At 76.4% G+C, this 4,540-nt stretch carries 5 protein-coding genes; 4 read left to right on the top strand and 1 reads right to left on the bottom strand.

Annotated elements, in window-relative coordinates; genetic code table 11:
• From ABZS51_RS42355 to ABZS51_RS42365, 3 genes are all read left to right on the top strand, one after another.
• A partial coding sequence (locus tag ABZS51_RS42355; RefSeq protein ID WP_355453910.1) for an AAA family ATPase occupies positions 1-715 on the top strand: 715 nt, incomplete at its 5' end.
• Positions 712-1,530, top strand: coding sequence for a hypothetical protein (locus ABZS51_RS42360; RefSeq protein ID WP_355453913.1), 819 nt, complete (start codon positions 712-714; stop codon positions 1,528-1,530). The genes ABZS51_RS42355 and ABZS51_RS42360, both read left to right, overlap by 4 nt.
• Before the next feature lie 59 nt (positions 1,531-1,589).
• Positions 1,590-2,828, top strand: a complete 1,239-nt coding sequence (locus tag ABZS51_RS42365; RefSeq protein ID WP_355453916.1) for an alpha/beta hydrolase — start codon at positions 1,590-1,592, stop codon at positions 2,826-2,828.
• 23 nt (positions 2,829-2,851) lie between these two features.
• Here the strand turns inward: ABZS51_RS42365 and ABZS51_RS42370 are convergent, their stop codons facing one another.
• The gene (locus ABZS51_RS42370; RefSeq protein WP_355453919.1) at positions 2,852-4,063 is read right to left on the bottom strand and encodes an ROK family transcriptional regulator; all 1,212 of its coding nucleotides are present in this window, start codon (positions 4,061-4,063) and stop codon (positions 2,852-2,854) included.
• Positions 4,064-4,206: 143 nt separating this feature from the next.
• On the opposite strand from ABZS51_RS42370, the gene ABZS51_RS42375 reads away from it, so the two are divergent.
• Positions 4,207-4,540 (top strand): hypothetical protein (locus tag ABZS51_RS42375; RefSeq protein WP_355453922.1); only part of this gene is annotated, 334 nt, incomplete at its 3' end.

A 4,540-nucleotide genomic window follows, 5' to 3' on the forward strand; every position in this document is an offset into this window, starting at 1 on the left:
TCGGGGGCACGGTCACCCCCGACACCTACCGCGTCGCCGGCGACGGGTCGGTCACACGCACCGTCGCCGACAAACCGGCCCGCCTCGACCGGCGCTGGCCCGCGGCAACGGCCTGCCCCGCCGCCGGGTGGCCGAGGTGCTGCGGGAGGTGGGGCTGGAGGACGTGGCGCGCCGCCGCGTCGGCGGGTTCTCCCTAGGCATGCGGCAGCGGCTCGGCATCGCCGCCGCCCTGCTGGGCGACCCGCCCGTGCTGCTGTTCGACGAGCCGGTCAACGGCCTCGACCCCGAGGGCGTGCGCTGGGTACGCGGCCTGTTCCGGCGGCTGGCCGACGAGGGCCGCACCGTCCTCGTCTCCAGCCACCTGATGAGCGAGATGGAGAACACCGCCGACCGCCTCGTCGTCATCGGCCGGGGGGAACTGATCGCCGAGGAGAGCCTGGCCGAGTTCGCGGCGCGCGGCGCCCGCGACCGCGTCACCGTGCGCACCCCGGACCCCGCCCGGCTCGCCGCCGTACTGACCCGTGAGGGCGCCACCCTCCTGCCGGGCGCGGACGTGCTCACGGTGACGGGGATGGGTGCCGCGCGGGTCGGCGAGCTCGCCCACCGGGACGGGATCGTGCTCCACGAGCTGGTCCCGCGCGCCGCGTCGCTGGAGGAGGCGTTCATGGAGCTGACCGCGGGCCACGCCGAGTACCTCGCCGGTGACCGCCGATGACCTCCGGAGCCTCCGGCGCGCCGCGTGCCCGCCTCCGTGACCTGCTCGCGTCGGAGTGGATCAAGCTGTGGTCGCTGCGGTCCACCCGCTGGGTCCTCGGGCTCGGCACGCTGGCCGTCATCGGGCTGGCCGCGCAGTCGAGCCTTGAGACGTACGACGCGTGGCCGGCCTTCACCCCGATGGAGAAGGCCATGTTCAACCCGATGACCGAGGCCTTCAGCGGCCTGGCCGGGGTCATGGTGATGATCGGCGCGGGTGCCGTGGGCGCCCTGACGATCGCCGGGGAGTACGCCTCCGGCCTGATCCGCGGCACGTTCACCGCGGTCCCGGCCCGCCACCGCGTGGTCGTGGCCAAGGTGGCCGTCACGGCGGGCGTCATGCTCGCCACCGGCGCGGTCGCGGTGACGGCCGCGTTCGGCGTGAGCCAGGCCATCCTGTCCGGCCGGGGCGTCGCCGCCGCGCTCGGCGATCCCGGCGTCGCCCGCGTCCTCACCGCGAACGCGCTGCTCGCGCCCGTGTCGGCGCTGGTCGGCATGGGCATCGGCGCGCTGCTGCGGCACACCGCGGCGACCGTCGTCACGGTCTGCGCCGTGCTGGTCGTCCTGCCGACGTTCTTCAAGCCGACCGTGCACCAGTGGGCCAACGACCTGTACGCCCTGTTCCCCTTCTACGTCTGGCGTACCTGCCTGTCGCTGGTGGCGCCCCGCGACAGCCCCGCCCTGCCCACGGTCACGGGCTCGTGGCTCGTCTTCGCGCTGTGGCCGCTGGTGGCGGCGGCCGTGACCCTGCTCGTCGTCCACCGCCGGGACGTCTGAACGCCCCCCGACCCTCAACCGATCGCCCTTCGACGAGACCCTCCGACGAGAGAGAGACCATGCGACAGCACCACGCCCAGAAGCCCGCCCGTCGTGCCCGCCGGCCGCGCCTGACGGCGGCCGTCCCCCTGGCGGTGGCGGCCTGCGTCATGACAGCCTGCGTCGTGACCGCCGCCGCACCGGCGGCACCCGCCCTCGCCGCCCCCGTTCCCGCGGCCGCCCCAGCGGCCGGGCCCGTCTCGGCCGTGCGCCTCGAACTGCCCCGGCCGACCGGCCCGTACGCGGTCGGCCGCGACACGCTGCACCTCGTGGACGAGGACCGCAAGGACCCCTGGGTGCCGCAGGACGGCCCGCGGCAGCTCATGGTGTCGATGTACTACCCCGCCCGGTCCGACGCCGGCCCCTCCGCGCCGTACATGAGCGTGGCGGAGGCCGAGTCGCTGCTGCGGCGCAAGGCCCCCGGCGTCTCCATCCCGCCCGAGACGGTCAGCGCCACCCGCACCCACGCCCACACCGGCGCCGCCCCGAAGCACGGCCGGTTCCCGCTGGTGGTGCTCTCCCCGGGCCTCGGGCTGCCACGCGCCAGCCTCACCTTCCTGGCCGAGGAGCTGGCCTCCCGCGGGTACGTCGTCGCGCTGGTGGACCACGCCTACGAGTCCTCCGGCACGACGTTCCCCGACGGGCGTACCCTCACCTGCGCCCCGCTCTGCGACCAGCCCAAACCGCCGGAGGGCGGGCAGGCGACCATCACGAAGAGCCGCACCCGGGACGTCTCCTTCGTCATCGACGAGCTGACCGGCCGGCGGCCGGCGTGGAAGAAGGCCGCGATGATCGCCCCCGGGCGGATCGGCATGGCCGGGCACTCGCTCGGCGGCGACGCGAGCGCGGCCACCATGGCGGCCGACAAGCGCGTGCGGGCCGGGGTGAACCTGGACGGCACCTTCCACCCCGCGGTCCCCGCCGGCGCCCTCGGCGGCCGGCCCTTCCTGCTGATGGGCAGCCAGGACGACCACGTTCCCGGCAAGGACGACACCTGGGACGCGAGCTGGCCCCACATGGAGGGCTGGAGGCGCTGGCTCACGGTCGCCCACACCGACCACACCGCCTTCACCGACCTGGCCCTCCTGCAGCAGGCGGCCGGCACGTCCGCGCCCGGCGCCCTGTCCCCGCAGCGCTCCCTGCAGATCACCCGGGCCTACGTCGGCGCCTTCTTCGACCTGCACCTGAAGGGCAGGAAGCAGCCGCTGCTCGACGGGCCTGCCGGCGCCGACCCGGAGGTCGCCTTCCACACCCCCTGACCTCACCGGACGGCTCCGGCCACTCAGCCGGCATGCTCGGCCGCCCACGCGCCGAGGCCCTCCTCCGTGAGGACGTGGTCGAGCGCGGTCGCCGCCGCCCCGTGCAGCGCGCCGTCCCCTCCGAGGGCGGCGGCCACCACGGGCGGCGGCTCCGCGCGTCGGAACCGCATCAGCCCGTCGGCCAGAGCCGCCGCGAACTCCTCCTCGGCGGCGGCCCGCAGCGGCTCGGCGAACCCGCCGAGCGTGACGATGCCCGGGTCGAACGCGTTGATCAGCCCGGCGAGGCCCCGCCCGAACCCGCCCGCCGCGCGGCCCACCGCCGACCGCACCGCCGCGTCGTGCTCCGCTCTGGCCAGGGCCGCCTGGGCGTAGCTGCGGGGGTCGCCGGGCGGCGGCTCTCCCAGGTGGCGGGCGATGGCCCGGCCGTCGACCGCGAGGTCCCAGCAGCCCAGGGCTCCGCAGGGGCAGCGCAGCGCGGGGTCGCCGAGCGGCAGGTGGCCGAACTCGCCGCCGGCTCCGGTCGCCCCCTGGACCGGCAGGCCGTCCACGACCAGGGTCCCGCCCACGCCGACCTCGATCGTGACGTGCAGCGCCGTGCCCGCCCCGGCGGCGGCGCCGTAACGCGCCTCGGCGGCGCCCGCGAGCGTCGCGTCGTTGCCGACCAGCAGCGGCAGGCCCGGTACGGGTGCCAGCGCGGTGAGGTCCACCGCGTCCCAGCCCAGCGTCGCCGACTGCACGACCCCGCCGTCGCGCACGGTCGCGGCGACCGCCACGGCGACGGCACGGACGCGGTCACCCAGCCGGGCGTGGACCCGGCCCACCGCCTCGGCGATCGTGCCGATCACGCGGTCCGGATCGCGGCTCCCGTGCCTGCCCTCCTCGGCGACGCGCGGCGTGCCGTCGAGCTCCGCGACCGCGCACCGCCAGTCCTCCTGACGGAGGTCCACGGCGATGACGACCGGGCCGTCCGGGTGCGGATGGAGCACGGTCGTCGGACGGCCCCGCCCGGAGGCGGCGGCCGGGCTCTCAGCGAGCAACGCCAGGTCGCGCAGCCGGGCGGTGATCTCGGTGGCCGATCCGGTGGACAGGCCGAGCCGCCGGGCCACGACCGCCCGGGTGACGCCCGGCCCCCGGCGCATCTCGTCCAGCACGGCCAGCGCGCCACGCCACCGGGCGTCCCGTGCTCGTACGGAGGGGGCGCGGACGGGCCGGCCACGACCGGCGGGGCTTGCCATGGGCGGTGGTGCCTCCTTTATCCTCGTTGGACGAGTTTAACGTGAGGAGACCCCGTGCGGCGACGGCGACCGGATCCCGGCCCACTCCGAACAGCATGCCCTGACGGCACCCCACCGGGCCCCGGCACCGCCCCGGCGGACCGATGACCGGCTTCTGGGACGACACAGACCTCCCGGACGAACAGCGGCTTCCCGCCGGGCAACCGCCCACCGGCCGGCCGGACGTGGCTCACCCGGGCGCGGGCCGGGCGGACATCGGTGGAGCGGACACCCGGCGGACCGTGCGGCAGGTCGCGCTGGCGCAGGTGGCACTCGGGTTCACCATCAACAGTCTCGGCGCGTGCCTGGTGCTGCTGGCGCGCGACCTGGACACGCCCGCCGGGGAGCTGGCGTGGCTGTCGTCGTCGTTCGGGGCGGGTCTGCTCGTCGTGGGGGCCGCCGGGCGGTGGGCGCTCAGGCGGGGGCCGCAGCGGGCGC

Origin of the sequence: Nonomuraea sp. NPDC005501 (assembly GCF_040605905.1) — a bacterium.
GTDB lineage: Bacteria > Actinomycetota > Actinomycetes > Streptosporangiales > Streptosporangiaceae > Nonomuraea.